The following is a 14689-nucleotide window of genomic DNA, read 5'->3' on the forward strand; positions in this document are numbered from 1 at the left end:
GGGGCGGCACGTGGCTGACCCGCAAGGATTTCTGAAGCACACCAAGCGGGAGCTGCCGACGCGTCGTCCGGTTCCCCTGCGTCTGATGGACTGGAAAGAGGTCTACGAGCAGGGGTACCCGAAGGAGACCCTCCAGCGTCAGGCCAGCCGGTGCATGGATTGCGGTATTCCGTTCTGCCACAATGGCTGTCCGCTGGGCAACCTGATCCCGGAGTGGAACGACCTGGTCTACAAGGGCCAGTGGCGTGAGGGCATCGACCGGCTGCACGCGACCAACAACTTCCCGGAGTTCACCGGGCGGTTGTGCCCCGCGCCGTGCGAGGCGTCCTGTGTCCTGGGCATCAACCAAGACCCGGTGACGATCAAGCAGGTCGAGATCGACCTCATCGAGAACGCCTTCGACGAGGGCTGGGTGACCCCGGTCTACCCGACCCGCATCACCGGCAAGAAGGTCGCCGTCGTCGGTTCCGGTCCGGCCGGTCTGGCCGCCGCGCAGCAGCTGACCCGCGCGGGCCACACCGTGACCGTGTTCGAGCGGGCCGACCGCATCGGCGGTCTGCTGCGCTACGGCATCCCGGAATTCAAGATGGAGAAGCGCTTCATCGACCGCCGGATCGCGCAGATGGAGGCCGAGGGCACCATCTTCAAGACCGGTGTGAACGTCGGTGTCGACATCACTGCCGAGCAGCTGCGCGAGCGGTTCGACTCGGTGGTGCTCGCTGGTGGTGCGACGCTCGCGCGTGACCTGCCGATTCCGGGACGCGACCTGGACGGCATCCATCAGGCGATGGAATTCCTGCCGTGGGCCAACCGGGTGCAGCTCGGTGACGATGTCGCCGACGCCGACGGCCTGCCGCCGATCCACGCCAAGGACAAGAAGGTCATCATCATCGGTGGCGGTGACACCGGCGCCGACTGCCTCGGCACTTCGCACCGGCAGGGCGCCGAGAGCATCCACCAGTTCGAGATCATGCCGCGTCCGCCGCAGGAGCGTGCCTCGTCCACTCCGTGGCCGACCTACCCGCTGATGTACCGGGTTTCCTCGGCGCACGAAGAGGGCGGCGAGCGGGTGTTCTCGGTGAACACCGAGCGTTTCGTCGGCGCCGACGGAAAGGTCACCGGGCTGGAGGCCCACGAGGTCAAGATGGTCAACGGCCGCTTCGAGAAGGTGGAAGGCACCGACTTCACCCTCGAGGCCGACCTGGTCCTGCTGGCCATGGGCTTCACCGGTCCCGAAAAGCCCGGTCTGCTCGAAGGTCTCGGCGTCGGCTACGACCAGCGCGGCAATGTCCAGCGCGACAAGAACTGGGCGACCAACATCCCCGGTGTCTTCGTCGCAGGCGATATGGGCCGCGGCCAGTCGCTGATCGTCTGGGCGATCGCCGAAGGCCGTGCTGCCGCGGCCGCTGTCGACAAGTTCTTGGAAGGTGAAACCGCGCTGCCCGCGCCCATCACCCCCACGATGGTCGCGCAGCGCTGAGTAGATAGACCCGCCTCTTACCGGAGCGGAAGGCGCCTGTGGATTGCGAAATCCACAGGCGCCTTTGTCGTCGAGTACCTGTGTGCTCGACATTTGTTACTGCCGTCGTGGTGACTGTTCATGTGACGCAGGTGAACCGGGCGGCGGCGATATGCGAGTGCCTCGCCTTCGCTCGGCCCGGCGCGGCGAGTGCTTCGCCTTCGCTCGGCCCGGCGCGGCGAGTGCTTCGCCTTCGCTCGGCCCGGCGCGGCGAGTGCTTCGTGTTCGCTCGGCCCGGTGCGGTGCGGCTGTCGGCGGACTGTGTCCGGCGTGCCAAACGGATGGGGCGGGAATCGGACACGCCTTCTGGTTCGAATGGCGTCGACGAGGCTGTGGCCCTATTGTGATCTTCGGTGTGCCTCGAATCTTGGGATGTGGATTGCGTAGCGTACGTCATGCTGGCGGGTGATTTTCGTTCATCCGACGTGCACTGGAACGACATCCGCCGAGGTCAGCATAGGTAGTGACAACTTGTCGGGAATTTGCTCCCTCGGGAGCAAAGGTTGAACTGGAGCAGTATGCAGTTGAAGAAAGTTGCCGCGGTCCTCGGTGCGTGTGCGGCGATGACGTCTGGTTTGGTCTTCGGTAGCGGTTCTGTAACGGCCGATCCGGGGTGCCCGAGCCTGTATGTCGTTGCCATCCCCGGCACCTGGGAGACCGGACACGACAAGAAACCACAGCCCGGCATGCTCTCTGGCGTCACCAATGGGCTGCCCCGTTCCACCGACGTCGACTACGTGACCTACGCCGCGACCGCGTTCCCGTGGGAAGGCGATGTCTACGGTGCCTCGAAGAAGGAAGCGACCGACAAGGCGCGCGGACTGGTCGGCGCGATGGCACAGCGGTGCGCCGGCACCAGAATCGCTCTCGTCGGTTACAGCCAGGGCGCGGACGCGGCCGGTGATCTCGCGGCCGAAATCGGCACGGGCCTCGGCGTTGTGCCGCCGGACCGGATCGCGGGCGTCGGCCTGATCTCCGACCCGCGTCGCTCGCCCACCGATGTTCAGGTCGGCCCGCCCGCCGCGGGTGCAGGCGCGGGTGGCCCGCGCGTCGGTGGCTTCGGCTGGGTCAGCGACCGCACCAGAACCATTTGCGCGACCGATGATCTCTACTGCGCCACCGCGTCCGACGACTTCGTGACCCGATTCGCGGGTTGGCTGGCCCAGACCTCCGACGCGAATCCGGCCAACATCTGGCGCTACCAGCTCGAAGCGGGCGCGATCATGAACGACCTGATGGCGCGTGGCGGTGTGCCGCTGCTGCAGTCGCAGCTCACCGACTCCGCCAACCAGCAGCGGGCCAAGGAACTCGAGGAGTTCTACAAGTCGCAGGCCCACACGCTCTACGGCAGCTACTCGGTGGGTGGCGGCCAGACCGCTGTCTCCTGGATGCACAACTGGATCGCGGGCATGGCCTGATCTCGAGCAAGAAACACTGAAGGCCACCTCCCGCGCGGGGGTGGCCTTCAGTGTGTCGATGGCTAGCTGCTACCTGCCGAACCGGTCGGCGGCAGCACCCGATCGAACTGATGCGGCCCGTTGCCATGGCCGTGGTGGTCGCCGCGTTCGCGGAACTCCGCCCGCGGCCCGTCCGGACCCGGCCGATCAGGGAAGTCGTGACCGCCGCGCGGGCCGTTGATTTCCGTTCCTTCCTGGACGGTTTCGCCCGATACCGCTTGGACCTGCGCGGTGCCTGCGGGGTCTGGAGTCTCGGCGGACGCGGTGACCGCCAGTGTGGCGAGCGGAACGGTGACCAGCGCGCCGGCCACCGCCACTCGGGCGAGGCGACGCCTGAACGAGATCGGTGTCTTGGAGAGCAACACGGAATTCCTTTCTCTCGAACCGTGAGTCGCGGTGCGGCGGCTCACCGGTTCCATAGAAGGTTCCGAGGCTGGCATGCCGGTGCGATCACACTGGCAATCGTCTGTGAGTGACTCCTGCGCCGAAGGCCGAAAGCTCAGTCCCGCGCAGCGATGTTGCGCGGCAACAGATCCCAGACATGACCGTTCTCGTTGACGGTCGCCGCGGTGCGGCGGCCGGTACGCGAATACAGGATTCGGGTGATCGAGCAGTAGTCGATCGGAAAGGTCAGCGGCCGTGCCAGGTCGAGCACTTCCTGCAGGATCACATTGATCACACCGCCGTGCGCGAAGACGGCGACTGTGTCGGCGGGATCGGTGGCCGAGGCGATCTCGAGGACGGCGTCGCGTACCCGGGTGCGGAAAGCGTCGGCGTCGACCTGCTCGGGCAGTTGACCGGCCTTGATGCGTTCGTAGGCGGTCCGGAATTCGATCTTGGCGTCTTCGATCGGAATGTAGGCGGGCAAGTCGCGATCGTATTCCGCGAGGTCGTCGACGATGTCGACATCGAGGCCGAGCTTGGCGGCGGTCGGCGCGGCCGTGTCGCGGGCGCGCCGCTGCGGGCTGCTCACCACGCGGCTGATCCGATGGTGGCTCAGCGCCGCGGGCACCCGCTCGGCCTGCTCGAGTCCGACGGCGGCCAATTCGGGATCGGCCGGGCTGTCGGCGTTCATGACCCGAAGCGGTTGGGCGTGACGAACGAGAATCAACTGCACACAGCCCACTCTGCCGTATCGGCTGCGCCCGTCGGAGGCCGGGCGATTCCGGCTGCGGCCTACCCGGCCTCGCTGGCCGCGCATTGCGCGGGCAGCGCGAAGAAGGTCACGAACTGCTCGATGGCGGCGACATCGCCCGCGATGGTGATGTCGCGTGCGGCGATGCTGTCCGCAAGCCGGTGCCCGTGGAAACGACGGCGATGAAGGCCGGGACGCCGGTGTGGACCGCGGTTCCTGCTGTTCCGGTGGCGCCGCGGGTGATGGTGAAGACGCCGTTGTCCACGATCGCGTGGAATTCGTCGGTGGCCGCGTCGGGGCCGGTGAAGTAGAGGTCGTAGGTTGCCCGCACCTCGGCGGCGGATTCGGGCACGAAGAAGGTGCGCAGGGAGACCACTGCCGAGTCGTTGCGACAGCACGTTGGGACTGATGCCGGGAAGTCCCGGGCGCGGATATCCCTGGCGCCGTGCTGATTACCTCCGCGCTGATGCTCGGTGTCTACACGATTGTCAAGCCCGCGGCCGAGTACGGCTGGACCGACCCGGTGACGCTCGGCCTCGGTGCTGCTGCGCTCGTGCTGCTGGCCGGATTCGTCCTGCGTGAGGGCACCGCGAAGAATCCGCTGATGCCGCTGAAGATCTTCCGCTCGCGGAACCTGTCCGGCGCCAATGTGATTCAGGTGCTGACCGTCGCGGGCATGTTCGGGTCCTCGCCACCTTGTCGGCGAGCAGGACCGAGCATCTGCTGAAGGACGGCGTTGTCGCCAACGAGGCCCTGAACAGTGGGTTCCATCTTGCGTTCTGGGTCGGCGCCGCACTGGTCGTCGTTGCGCTCGCGGCAGCCGTCGTCGTCCTGAAGTCGGTTGCGTCGAGCCTCCACGGTCCCGATGACGCCGCGGCCGCGAGCGAGGACGAACTGCCCCTCGATGCGGAAGTAGCTACCGAGCGCACCGCGATCTGCGGAGTTCGGGGCAACCCCGAGAGCCACGAAGGGCCCGGGTCGCGGCGAGCGACCCGGGCCCTTCGTCTGGGTACCGACTACCGGTCGGTGCGGTCAGTTCTGATTCTTGCGGCTCTTGAGCAGGTAGATGCCGCCGATGATCAGCGCGACGACGAGCAGGCAGCAAAGCCCGCCGAAGATCAGTCCGCCGTTGCTCTTCTTCTTTTTCTTGCCCGCGTAATCCAGCGCCTGGGTCCACGTGTCGCCCGCGGCCCAGGTGTCCGGGCTCGCCCACACCGTATGGTCCAGCAGACTCGCGTTGGTCAACAGGTCGAGGTACATATACTTCCCCATCTCTATCGGTATCGGCCTCCTCCCGGGGCCGAATGTCCAAGATTAGTGGGCAAATCGGGCGTGTGGAAAGCTCAGCGCGGCTTCACCAGCGGGAAGGGCAAGGTTTCGCGGATGCTGCGACCGGTGATCAGCATGACAATTCGGTCCACGCCCATCCCGAGTCCACCGGTCGGCGGCATCGCGTGCTCGAGCGCCTGCAGGAAGTCCTCGTCGAGCTCCATCGCCTCCGGATCGCCGTTCGCCGCGAGCATGGATTGCTCGGTGAGCCTGCGGCGTTGCTCGACCGGATCGGTGAGTTCGCTGTAGGCGGTACCGAGTTCGACGCCCCATGCGACCAGGTCCCAGCGCTCTGTCACCCCGGGAATGCTGCGGTGCGCCCTGGTCAACGGGGATACCGAAGTGGGGAAGTTGATGTAGAAGGTCGGCTCCTCGGTAGTGGATTCCACCAGGTGCTCATACATCTCCAGCACCATTTGCCCGGTGTCCCAGCCGTGCTGGTAGGGCACATGCGCCTTATCGCACAGTTCCCGCAGCTCCACCAGGCCGGTCTCCGGGGTGATCTCGGTGCCCAGTGCGTCGGACACCGCGCCGTGCACGGTCCGCACCGGCCATTCACCGGAGATGTCCACCTGGTCGAACGAGCCGTCCGGGTTGGGCCGTAGCGCCACCATCGCGCCGTTGGCCGCCATGGCGGCGTTCTGGATCAGCTGACGGCAGACGTGCATCATCCGCTCGTAGTCGCTGTGTGCTTCGTAGGCCTCGAGAATGGTGAACTCGGGATTGTGGCTGAAGTCGACGCCTTCGTTGCGGAAGGTGCGTCCCAGCTCGAACACCTTCTCCATACCGCCGACGCACAGTCGCTTGAGATAGAGCTCGGGTGCGATCCGCAGGTAGAGATCCAGGTCGTAGGCGTTGATATGGGTGATGAACGGCGCGGCGTTCGCACCGCCGTGCACCTGCTGCAGGATCGGGGTCTCCACCTCGAGATAACCCCAGCCGTTCAACGAATCCCGCAGTGATCGGACCACCGCGCTGCGCTTGGCGAGCACCTCGCGAGCCTCCGGGTTGATCACCATGTCGACGTAGCGCTGACGCACCTTCGCCTCGGGATCGGCGAGGCCTTTCCACTTGTCCGGCAACGGGTGTAGGCATTTACCGATCATTCGCCAGTCCGCGGCGAGCAGTGAGAGCTCACCGCGACGGCTGCGCCCGATCTGCCCGCTGATCTCGATCAGATCGCCGAGGTCGAAGAACTCGGTGAATTCGGCGCTGTGTTCGGCGCCGACCCGATCGCGATCGATGACCAGCTGGATGTCGTCGGTCCAATCGCGCACCACCGCGAAGATCACGCCGCCGTAGTCGCGGATGCGCAGCAGCCTGCCGCACACCCGGACGGTAGTGCCGCGTGGTGACCGGCGAGCGGCAGCGACGGTGTGGGTGGGCGGATAGGCGACCGGATAAGCGTCCACCCCGGCGTCGGTGAGCCGGGCCAGCTTGTCCATCCGCACCCGTACCTGCTCCGGACGGCGATGGCCCGGTTCCACGGTCTGGATGTCCGTCAGGTCCGGCGGGCTGCCATCGGGATGCAGTCCGGTCATTGTCGGCGGTACCGCGCTATAGACGCCGGTGTGCGTCACGGTGTCTTGTTCCTTGCCGAACCGCGGTAGGAAGCCCTCGGCCAGTGCGCTGGCTACCGCCACGCGTGGCAGTTGCCTGCGCTCCTCGAACAGGAAGAATCGGGGCACCCAGTTCGGTTGGTATTTCACATTCGACCGGTACAGCGCCTCCAGTTGCCACCATCGCGAAAAGAACAGCAGCACACCGCGCCACAGCCGCAGGACCGGCCCTGCGCCGATGCGCCCGCCCTCCTCGAAAACCGAACGGAAGACCGCGAAGTTGAGTGAGATCTTGGTGATGGCGTGCTGTTCGGAGGTCAGCGCCAGCTGCGAGATCATCAGCTCCATCACGCCGTTGGGGCCTTGCGGGTCGCGGCGCATCAGCTCCAGGGAGGCCCCGGAGCGCCCCCACGGGACCAGCGACAGCATGCCGAGTACGCGATCCTGACCGTTGACCGCCTCCACCAGCAGGCAGTCGCCGTCGAGCCGATCGCCGAGCCTGCCGAGCGCCATGGAGAAACCGCGTTCGGTCTCGGTGTCGCGCCAGGCGTCCGCGCGGGCGATCACCTGTTTCATCTCCTCGGGCGCAATCTCGCGCTGCCGGCGAATCCGCACATGTATTCCGTGCTTGCGCAAGCGATTCGCGGCCTGGCGGACCTGCTTCATTTCGGGGCCGGCCAGCGAAAAGGTCCTGGTGTCGAGGATGGCTTCATCACCGAGACGCAGCGCCGAAAGGCCGGCCCTGCGGTACGCCGTCGCACCGTATTCGCCGGCGCCCATGACCGCTGGGGCCCAACCGAATTGATCAGCGAGCTGCAGCCAGGCATCGATCGCCTGCGGCCAGGCCTCCCTGACACCGATCGGGTCGCCGCTGGCCAGACAGACACCGAGCTCCACCCGATAGGTAACCGCGGCCTTGCCGCTCGGCGCGAAGACCACCGCCTTGTCGCGGCGTGTCGCGAAGTAGCCGAGGGAATCCTCGACGTCGGAACGCTCCAGCAGTCCGCGGATCGCGGATTCGTCGGTGCCGGTCATCGCGTTCGCCGCGCGCTGCGAGCGCAGCAAGATGACCACCGCGGCCAGCAGGGCGATCGCGCCGAACAGACCGAGTAGGAAGTTGACGAACGGGCGCGGGTGGCCGTCGAAGTGTTCGTTGTCGACGAGCACCGCGGCGGTGACGCGGTAGACCGCCCACGCGGGCCGCTGCGCGCCCTGTGGCAGCGAACCGGGGAACAGCTCCACCAGCCCCCAGCCGAGCACACAGCCGATCGCGAGACCGCCGAGTAGCACACCGAGCGCCTTGAGGCCGGCCCCGCGGCGCACCTTTGTGTAGAACTCGCGCCAGGCGGCGAAGAGCACACCGATCGCGAGCACGTGCAGCACCATCGCCACCAAGGCATCGATCTCGCCGTCATTGACGAAATCGACCACATTGGACAGCGCGTACAGCACGAGATAGCCGACGAGCAGCCACCAGGCGATGCGTTTGCGACTGGCGAGCGCACCCGCGAGCAAGCCGACGACGAGCGCCCACATGAGGTTCGTGTCGGGAGCGTCGAAGTAGTACGCGTCGATGTAGCGGCGCGGCACTTGCGTCAGATAGCGCAGCGCGGGCGAGAGGCTCCACAGGAAACACAGCACGGCGAAGACACCGAGAATCATGCCCGCGATGTGCGGGACCTCCCTGAGCCGACCGTGTCCGCGATGCGGAACGGGTGGGGTCGGTCTGCCCGCAGGTGGTTCGGTTTCGATCTGGTGCTCGGCGTGCGTGGAGGTCACCGAACCAGTGTGTACGGTGTCACGGCATCGATGCTCCAAGATCGCCTGGGCATGTCGGTTATGGGTGCGTCACGGGTGCGTGTCAGTCGTCACGATGGGGGTTGGCGTTTCGTTGTTTCAGGTCGAAGGGTAAGGATGTACCCATGTCCGATCCAGTCGATGTGCCGATCGATGACGACGTCATTCGACTCGGCCAGTTCCTGAAGCTGGCCAACCTGATCGAGTCCGGCTCGGAGGCCAAGACGGTCATCGCCTCCGGTCTGGTCCGGGTGAACGACGAGGTCGAGCTGCGTCGTGGCCGCCAACTGCATCCCGGCGACGTGGTCACCATCGCCGGTCACCGAGCTCGCGTGACAGGCGACTGACCGGTTCCCCGGCCGTCAGTCCTGCGCGCGGACCACAACGCCGTCGTGGTCGCTGTAGAGCATGTCGCCTGGAGTGAAGGTGATGCCGCCGAACTCGACCGGGACATCCAGGTCGCCGCTGCCGGTCTGGGTGCTCTTGCGCGGATTGGTGCCGAGGGCCTTGATGCCGATCGCCAGCGTGCGCAGGATCGCCGAATCACGCACGGCGCCGTTGACGATGACACCGGCCCAACCGTTGGCGACACCGCGCCCGGCGATGATGTCGCCGACCAGCGCGGTGTGCACACTCGCACCGCCGTCGACGACGAGCACGCCGCCATTGCCCGGTTCGCTCAATGTTTGCTTGACCAGCAGATTGTCCTGGAAACAGCGAATCGTGGTGATTCGCCCGGAGAAGGTCGCGTGGCCACCGAACTGAATGAACTGCGTGTCGCAGCTGCGAATCTCGGGGCCGATTTCATCGGCGAGATCGGCGGTGGCAACAACGTTCTGCGATTCGGTCACTGGGTTATTTTTGCAGCGCCTGCGGTGCGGCATATTCGCGGCCCCCTTGGGCTTGCATCCGAGCGGCCGAGACTCGCGCCTGCGGCGCATGCACTTCGCCCACCCGGACACAAGCCGGGCCGCGAAGCGGCGCTCGTAGGACTCGCGCGTGGTGGTTGGGTTAGCTCAACCGTTACCGGTGCCCATGCCGCATCTCGTAGAGATCCCGTTCATGCTCGGAGATCTTCCCGTGATCCACGAGTTCCGGATCCAGGCCGTGCTGGACCAACCGGAAGCGGCGCCATACATAGCCGAGTGCGACCGTGAAAATGACCAGCGGAACGATCATCATCACGATGAGTCCGATCTTCAGTGGCATCGGACCGGGGAACAGCAACACCAAGGCGAAGAAGGGGATGGCCGGTCCGAGAAAGCGGATGAGATAGCGTTCCATCGCCCCGTGGCCGACGAGGTCGTGGATAACCCACTCGTGCAGCTCCTCGGGAAGCTCGCGGCCCACATCGTAGGCGATACGCTGCCGTATTGTGGGAGTCTTCATAGCTCCAGGCTATGCCTGTGGTATATGTCACCGCCAGCCTTTCGGTGGCGACTCGGCAAACTTCAGGCGCGCCCGTGTCTGCGTTCGTAGGCCTCCCGTTCGGCCTCGCCGCGGCGGCGGGCATCGGAGTCGGCGAGGCTCGGATCCAGGCCGTGTTTGATCAGGCGGCTGCGCCGGTAGACATACATCAGCGCGATCGTGAAGTAGATCAGCGGCAGATACAACAGCGCCATCATGGCCAAGCCCATCCACTTCGGGCCCGGTACCAACAGAAACAGCATGAGCACCGGAATCACCGGGAGCAGAAAACGCATCAGATAGCGACGCGCGGCCCCCTGCCCGGTCAGATCCGCGCGCACCCACTCCGACATCGACGCGGGCAGCGTCCGACCGCAGACATAACCGATCCGCTGCGGGAAGGTCGGGGTGGTGCGTTCAGCCATGGACTCAGCATCCTCGGCGGCGAATTGGCCGGATAAGGGGGGCACCCGACCCGATGGGCCGGGTGCGGGGCATCTCTGGACTCAGCTCTGCCTGCTCGCGTGGAATTCCGCGATCTGGGTGGTCAGGTTGTGTGTGGAGTGCTTGACGGCGAGCTTCACGAACGGCTCGATGGTCTTACCGAGGACGCGTCCGGCGATACCGCCCGGGACGCGGTACTCCACGATCGCATCGACGGTGCATGTCGCCTCGCCCTTGTCGTGGAACAGGAAAGTGGATTCGATCTCGAAACCCTTGATCGACTTCACCGCGATCGCGGCGTGCTCCTCCCAGCGCACGACCTGGATGCGCGAATGCAGTGTGGCGGGTCCGAGCTTGATGATGCCGTCGAAGGTTGCGCCGACGCCCTCGACCTGGTCGGTGACCGGGGTGAATTCGTGGATCTCGGAGATGAACCGCGGCAAATTGCGGTAGTCGTTGACATAGGCGAAAGCGGTTTCGGCCGACGCCGTGCAGTCCTCGACGATTTTCACTTCGGTCATGAAGTCACTGTAACTGCGGCGTGCTCGACCGACCCGGTCACGCTGTCACGGCCAGCGTCGCGGCCAGCCCGAACGCCAGCGCCATCACAACGACCTCGAGTACGGCCCTGCGCAAGGACGCCTCGGCGGTCATCCTATGGTCCCCCGCGCGCCGTACCCAGGTGCGCCGCCACCACCAGCCGAGCGCGAGCAAGCCGAGCAGCACAAGGGTTTTCGCGAGCAGAATACGGCCGTAGCCGGTCGTCACGAACGGTATCGGCCCGCCGACCCGCGCCAGCCCGTTGATGATTCCGGTGGTCGCCACCGTCGCGATCAACGGCATCGCCAATGCCGAATACCTCGGTAGCGTGACCGCCCATTCGCCGCGGGTGCGCACCACCAGCGCGAGCGCGACCAGCATCCCGAACCAGGCCGCCGCCGCCAGCGCGTGTACCGCGCCGAGCACCGAACCGAACGGCTGCTGCGACATGTGCCCGGTGATCGGCCGCAGCGCCAGCGTCACGGCCGCGAACACGAGCACGAGATCGGTCGATGCGGCGTCGGGTCTGCGGTAGGCCAGCGCGCAGTAGCAGGCGATCGCCAGGGTGCCGACCAGGATCGCGATGCCGACCTGTCCACCGCTGATCTCGACAAGAAAGGTGCCGAACTGTCCGCCGCCGAGGCGTGTCACCGCAACCCCGACGATGTCGGCCGCCTCGAAGGCGAGCACTGCCAGCTCGGTGGCACACCAGATACCTGCCAGCACGGCGAGCAGCCGCCACGGCGGCCGCGCTCGCGGATGCACTCGGGGGAGCGCGGCAAGTCCCAGCACGGTCGCACCCGCGCAGTCCGCGATCACCCGGACACCGCCCTCGGTCGGCATCGGTGCCGGAAGGTCCAGCGCCCACGCGAGCAACACCCCGAGCAGGCCGGCCGGGACGACGAGCAGCAGCATCCGCGCGTCCCGGCCGCCTGCCCTCACCCCACTCACGGTTGTTTCCGACTCCTGCCGCCGAACAACGCGAACGCCAGGCCACCGCCGAACAGCAGGACCGCGCCGACGATGAACACCCACAACGGAATTCCGTTCGACCCGCCGTTGTCGGCCGTGCCGGTTTTGGCGCCGGGCCTCGGCCCGGGAACGCCGTTGCCTGCCTTGCTGAGGGTGAACTTCCTGGTTCCGCTCACCGGATGGCCGTCGGCGGAGGTCACCCGGAAGGCGATGGTGTACTCGCCGACCGGGCCGAGCTCACCCACCTCGACGCTGACCGACTTGTCCTCGACGGTCGGTGTCCCCTTCGACCACAGATTGCCGTCCGGGCCGACGACGGTCAGCGACGGGAAGCTGGTCTGCAGATCCTCGTTGAAGGTGACGCTGACCCGTGCCGGGCTCGCGTCGATGGTCGAACCGTCCTCCGGCGAACTGCCGGTGGCCGACGAGTGCGCGGCGGCGGTGCCTGCGGCGGCCAGCCCGACGCCGAGCAGCAGCAGACCCGCGACGAGCGCGGTGAGCAGGCGGCGTGCGGTGGTCACGAGCGCCGTCCGCGGATCACGTTGCCGAGGCCGAGTGCGACACCGAGCAGACCGAGCGCGAGGCCGATGCCACCGAGCCATCGTGCGGTGCTGTCATCGGCGTCCTCGGTCTCCTGGTCTTCGGCTTCGGCCCTCGACCCGTGCTCGTCCTCGCCTGCCTTCTTGGCGGTGAGGGTGATGGTCGGCGCCGGATGCTCCGGCTCCGAGCCGTCGCTGCCCATCGGCTGATCCCAGTTGACGACTTTGCCGTCGCTGTAGGTCTGCTTGGCCGGGAAGCTCAGCTTCTCCTGGGTGGGCAGCGGACCGATCGAGAGGGCGAATCGCTGGAACTGGCCGGGCCCGACGCCGGGTGCGCCCGGGTCGGCGGTCCAGGTGACGGCGGTGATCTCCGACTTCTCGTTGCGCTCGATCTTGGAGCTCCAGCCGGGGATGGGCTCGGTACGCGCGCTTTTGGGGGCGGGCAGGGTGACGGTGAGCGCGGTGGTGCTCGCGGTCTCCGATTCGGTCGGCACCTTGAAGGTGACCACCGAGTATCCGCCCTGCTGGGCACCGGGTGCATCGGCGGTGACGTGCGCGGCCGCGGTGCCGCCGGTGACCATGACAAGGCCTGCGGCGACCGCGGTCGTGCAGGACGCACGCAAAAGGGAACTACGCATGAGAGGAAAGGCTTTCTGTCCGAGGGAATATGGTGCGAGCGGGTCAGGCGGGCACCGGTGGCGCGCGCGGACCGATCGCGCCGTTCGGATGAAAGTGGTAGTGCCGCAGGCCGGGATTCGCCCAGCGGGCCTGGTCGGCGATCGCGGCGCGGGGTGGCGCGGCAAGCGCCGTTCGGAGCGCGCCGGACGCCGTCGCATAGAGCCGCTCGGCCGAGCCGATCAGTGCGGCACAGCCCAAGGTCGCGACGGCATGCGCGGCGAGCATCCAGCCGGTGGGTGGCGCAGCAGCGGGCAGTTGGATGGCGGTGCCGACGCTGGAATCGTGACTGTGGCTGAGGAATTCGGACAGCACCCAGTGGCCCGCCAGTTGCCCGCCCGCGAGCAGACCCAGCACTCCGAGGCGCCCGCGCGCGATCGGCGATCTGGCGGCGGCGCATCCGACCGCGGCGGCGATGAGCAGCACCAGCGCTGCCTCCGCCGAATCCGGATAGCCGCCGCCGGCCGGTCCGTGTGCGGCTATCGCAAGCGCACCGACCACGAGGCCGACCAGGCAGCCGCGCAGGCTGCCGGCGATCGGACCGGTGCGCATCGCGAGCGGGAGGTCAGCCCACGCCGAGGCGCGCCAAGACGTCCGCCTCGATCCCGGACAGCTCGTTGGAGATCGACGCGTGTACAGCTCGCCGGCGCGGTGCGGGCATTTGCTCCGCGGTCTGGACGGCGGCGATCAGATTGTCGAGCCGATCCTGTGTGGCCTTGACGAAGGTTGGGCCATCGCCGTTCTTGCTGTTATCGATCTTGCCAAGTGCGCCTTCGGCATTGGCGATACGGGCTTGCAGCTTGGCGCCGTGGCCGCTGAAATCGCCCAGTTGTTCGATGCCGATGCCGAGCTGATGGGCGCGCCTGCTATCGATCCGCCCGCGAATGAATGTCGCGGCGCGATAGGCCAGCGGCGCAAGGACGGGGATCAGCACGCGGGCCACCCCGAGGTATTTGCGAACCTGGCCGGCGCTGAACGGATCCCGCTCGGCCTTCGCGGCCAGTTTCAGTGCGGCCTTCTCCTCGGCCTGCAGCGCGGAGATCTGCGCTTTGGCGACCTTGCGTTGGGTATGGGCCTCGGCGCGACGGGCTTTGCGATCGTTCTTCGCGCCGAGTCTGGCCTCCAAGCCTGCCTTGTGCTTGAGGGCTTTCGCCTCGGCCTTGCGGCTCGGGCGCCGCTTGCGCTTCGTGAACAACCCCATCGAAGGCCCTCCGTCATGCTGGTTCGCCATGGCAGTACGACGTCGGGGAACGCCCGTCCGCCCCATGTCACGTTTGTCGCTACCCTAGCTGGTGCTCGATGCGCCGCGCCTGCGG

Annotated in this window: 18 protein-coding genes; 4 read left to right on the forward strand and 14 right to left on the reverse strand. The window is 66.8% G+C overall.

Annotation, left to right across the window (positions count from 1 at the left end; all coding sequences use genetic code 11):
• Window positions 1–10: 10 nt before the first annotated feature.
• Complete coding sequence (locus AB0M74_RS11640; RefSeq protein WP_364905350.1) at window positions 11–1480, forward strand: glutamate synthase subunit beta; 1470 nt, start codon at window positions 11–13, stop codon at window positions 1478–1480.
• Window positions 1481–2037: 557 nt separating this feature from the next.
• The gene (locus AB0M74_RS11645; RefSeq protein WP_364905054.1) at window positions 2038–2937 is read left to right on the forward strand and encodes a cutinase family protein; all 900 of its coding nucleotides are present in this window, start codon (window positions 2038–2040) and stop codon (window positions 2935–2937) included.
• Between the two features lie 62 nt (window positions 2938–2999).
• Here AB0M74_RS11645 and AB0M74_RS11650 read toward each other — a convergent pair whose 3' ends face one another.
• The 3 genes from AB0M74_RS11650 to AB0M74_RS11660 all read right to left on the reverse strand — a co-directional run bounded on the left by AB0M74_RS11650 (window position 3000) and on the right by AB0M74_RS11660 (window position 4487).
• Window positions 3000–3341, reverse strand: a complete 342-nt coding sequence (locus AB0M74_RS11650; RefSeq protein ID WP_364905056.1) for a hypothetical protein — start codon at window positions 3339–3341, stop codon at window positions 3000–3002.
• Window positions 3342–3475: 134 nt separating this feature from the next.
• Window positions 3476–4093, reverse strand: a complete 618-nt coding sequence (locus AB0M74_RS11655) for a histidine phosphatase family protein (protein WP_364905059.1) — start codon at window positions 4091–4093, stop codon at window positions 3476–3478.
• A gap of 106 nt (window positions 4094–4199) precedes the next feature.
• Window positions 4200–4487, reverse strand: coding sequence for a hypothetical protein (locus AB0M74_RS11660; protein ID WP_364905062.1), 288 nt, complete (start codon window positions 4485–4487; stop codon window positions 4200–4202).
• Window positions 4488–4556: 69 nt separating this feature from the next.
• On the opposite strand from AB0M74_RS11660, the gene AB0M74_RS11665 reads away from it, so the two are divergent.
• Entirely contained in the window at window positions 4557–4838 is a 282-nt protein-coding gene (locus tag AB0M74_RS11665) for a hypothetical protein (protein WP_364905065.1), read from the forward strand.
• Between the two features lie 305 nt (window positions 4839–5143).
• Here the strand turns inward: AB0M74_RS11665 and AB0M74_RS11670 are convergent, their stop codons facing one another.
• Entirely contained in the window at window positions 5144–5383 is a 240-nt protein-coding gene (locus tag AB0M74_RS11670; protein WP_364905067.1) for a hypothetical protein, read from the reverse strand.
• A gap of 71 nt (window positions 5384–5454) precedes the next feature.
• Entirely contained in the window at window positions 5455–8778 is a 3324-nt protein-coding gene (gene lysX, locus AB0M74_RS11675; RefSeq protein WP_364905070.1) for a bifunctional lysylphosphatidylglycerol synthetase/lysine--tRNA ligase LysX, read from the reverse strand.
• 143 nt (window positions 8779–8921) lie between these two features.
• Here lysX and AB0M74_RS11680 point away from each other — a divergent pair, with 143 nt between their 5' ends.
• A complete protein-coding gene (locus tag AB0M74_RS11680; protein WP_364905072.1) occupies window positions 8922–9143 on the forward strand; it encodes an RNA-binding S4 domain-containing protein in 222 nt (73 codons plus the stop codon).
• Window positions 9144–9158: 15 nt separating this feature from the next.
• Here the strand turns inward: AB0M74_RS11680 and rraA are convergent, their stop codons facing one another.
• The 9 genes from rraA to AB0M74_RS11725 all read right to left on the reverse strand — a co-directional run bounded on the left by rraA (window position 9159) and on the right by AB0M74_RS11725 (window position 14574).
• On the reverse strand, window positions 9159–9647 hold the full coding sequence (gene rraA / locus AB0M74_RS11685; RefSeq protein WP_364905074.1) for a ribonuclease E activity regulator RraA: 489 nt from the start codon (window positions 9645–9647) through the stop codon (window positions 9159–9161).
• 172 nt (window positions 9648–9819) lie between these two features.
• Window positions 9820–10185, reverse strand: a complete 366-nt coding sequence (locus AB0M74_RS11690) for a DUF5313 family protein (RefSeq protein WP_364905076.1) — start codon at window positions 10183–10185, stop codon at window positions 9820–9822.
• Between the two features lie 62 nt (window positions 10186–10247).
• A complete protein-coding gene (locus AB0M74_RS11695; protein WP_364905079.1) occupies window positions 10248–10628 on the reverse strand; it encodes a DUF5313 family protein in 381 nt (126 codons plus the stop codon).
• An 81-nt stretch (window positions 10629–10709) separates the two neighbouring features.
• Window positions 10710–11168 carry an SRPBCC family protein gene (locus AB0M74_RS11700; protein ID WP_364905082.1) on the reverse strand — a complete coding sequence of 153 codons (459 nt, stop codon included), beginning with the start codon at window positions 11166–11168 and terminating at the stop codon, window positions 10710–10712.
• 37 nt (window positions 11169–11205) lie between these two features.
• A complete protein-coding gene (locus AB0M74_RS11705) occupies window positions 11206–12102 on the reverse strand; it encodes a CopD family protein (RefSeq protein WP_364905353.1) in 897 nt (298 codons plus the stop codon).
• Window positions 12103–12134: 32 nt separating this feature from the next.
• Window positions 12135–12662 (reverse strand): copper resistance CopC family protein, encoded by a 528-nt coding sequence (locus tag AB0M74_RS11710; RefSeq protein WP_364905356.1) that lies wholly within the window; start codon window positions 12660–12662, stop codon window positions 12135–12137.
• 14 nt (window positions 12663–12676) lie between these two features.
• Window positions 12677–13336 (reverse strand): YcnI family protein, encoded by a 660-nt coding sequence (locus AB0M74_RS11715; protein ID WP_364905084.1) that lies wholly within the window; start codon window positions 13334–13336, stop codon window positions 12677–12679.
• A 43-nt stretch (window positions 13337–13379) separates the two neighbouring features.
• Entirely contained in the window at window positions 13380–13925 is a 546-nt protein-coding gene (locus tag AB0M74_RS11720) for a hypothetical protein (protein ID WP_364905086.1), read from the reverse strand.
• A gap of 13 nt (window positions 13926–13938) precedes the next feature.
• A complete protein-coding gene (locus AB0M74_RS11725) occupies window positions 13939–14574 on the reverse strand; it encodes a DUF6474 family protein (protein WP_364905089.1) in 636 nt (211 codons plus the stop codon).
• Between the last annotated feature and the right edge of the window lie 115 nt (window positions 14575–14689).

The organism is Nocardia sp. NPDC051463 (assembly GCF_040681975.1).
In the GTDB taxonomy this organism is placed as follows: Bacteria; Actinomycetota; Actinomycetes; order Mycobacteriales; family Mycobacteriaceae; genus Nocardia.

What these genes read in the sequence shown, in the direction of transcription:
- AB0M74_RS11700 (WP_364905082.1), bottom strand. Translation starts at nt 11,168, where the DNA reads ATGACCGAAGTGAAAATCGTCGAGGACTGCACGGCGTCGGCCGAAACC.
- AB0M74_RS11670 (WP_364905067.1), bottom strand. Translation starts at nt 5,383, where the DNA reads ATGGGGAAGTATATGTACCTCGACCTGTTGACCAACGCGAGTCTGCTG.
- AB0M74_RS11690 (WP_364905076.1), bottom strand. Translation starts at nt 10,185, where the DNA reads ATGAAGACTCCCACAATACGGCAGCGTATCGCCTACGATGTGGGCCGC.
- AB0M74_RS11680 (WP_364905072.1), top strand. Translation starts at nt 8,922, where the DNA reads ATGTCCGATCCAGTCGATGTGCCGATCGATGACGACGTCATTCGACTC.
- AB0M74_RS11725 (WP_364905089.1), bottom strand. Translation starts at nt 14,574, where the DNA reads ATGGGGTTGTTCACGAAGCGCAAGCGGCGCCCGAGCCGCAAGGCCGAG.
- AB0M74_RS11715 (WP_364905084.1), bottom strand. Translation starts at nt 13,336, where the DNA reads ATGCGTAGTTCCCTTTTGCGTGCGTCCTGCACGACCGCGGTCGCCGCA.
- AB0M74_RS11645 (WP_364905054.1), top strand. Translation starts at nt 2,038, where the DNA reads ATGCAGTTGAAGAAAGTTGCCGCGGTCCTCGGTGCGTGTGCGGCGATG.
- AB0M74_RS11720 (WP_364905086.1), bottom strand. Translation starts at nt 13,925, where the DNA reads ATGCGCACCGGTCCGATCGCCGGCAGCCTGCGCGGCTGCCTGGTCGGC.
- AB0M74_RS11705 (WP_364905353.1), bottom strand. Translation starts at nt 12,102, where the DNA reads ATGCTGCTGCTCGTCGTCCCGGCCGGCCTGCTCGGGGTGTTGCTCGCG.
- AB0M74_RS11695 (WP_364905079.1), bottom strand. Translation starts at nt 10,628, where the DNA reads ATGGCTGAACGCACCACCCCGACCTTCCCGCAGCGGATCGGTTATGTC.